The following is a 394-nucleotide window of genomic DNA, read 5'->3' as shown; positions in this document are numbered from 1 at the left end:
TAACATCAGTAAATTTAATGACGTCAATATCATTCTCATGAGAATTAACATCGTCATAATTATTAATTATGTCCTTACCATCACCTATACTGAATTGATAGGTGTTATTGCTGGTAATATAAGGATTGTACCAACCTTGGAAAATACTGCGACCGCCTTCCAAATAGTCGTTACCTGTGCCACCAACGAGCAGGTTTTCACCGCCAGCAGCGCCATATAACTTATCGTCTCCTTCACCACCATACAGCTCATTATTGCCGTAGGCACCACCACTAAGAATATCGTTGCCAGAACCACCGTAGAGTTTGTCACTACCATTGCCACCATATAACTCATCATCGCCAGAGCCACCATACAATGTGTCGTCACCATCACCACCTTGTAAGATGTCATT

The 394-nt window shown here is 41.9% G+C and carries 1 protein-coding gene; it reads right to left on the bottom strand.

What is annotated here, in order from left to right:
* Positions 1–394 (bottom strand): calcium-binding protein (locus VQ643_RS16340; RefSeq protein ID WP_414201580.1); only part of this gene is annotated, 394 nt, incomplete at both ends.

The sequence above is a fragment of the Pseudomonas sp. F1_0610 genome (genome assembly GCF_047470865.1).
Taxonomy (GTDB): Bacteria; Pseudomonadota; Gammaproteobacteria; order Pseudomonadales; family Pseudomonadaceae; genus JAZDRH01.
The sequence above is the reverse complement of the archived record's forward strand: the minus strand, read 5'-3'. Positions and strand labels throughout refer to the sequence as shown.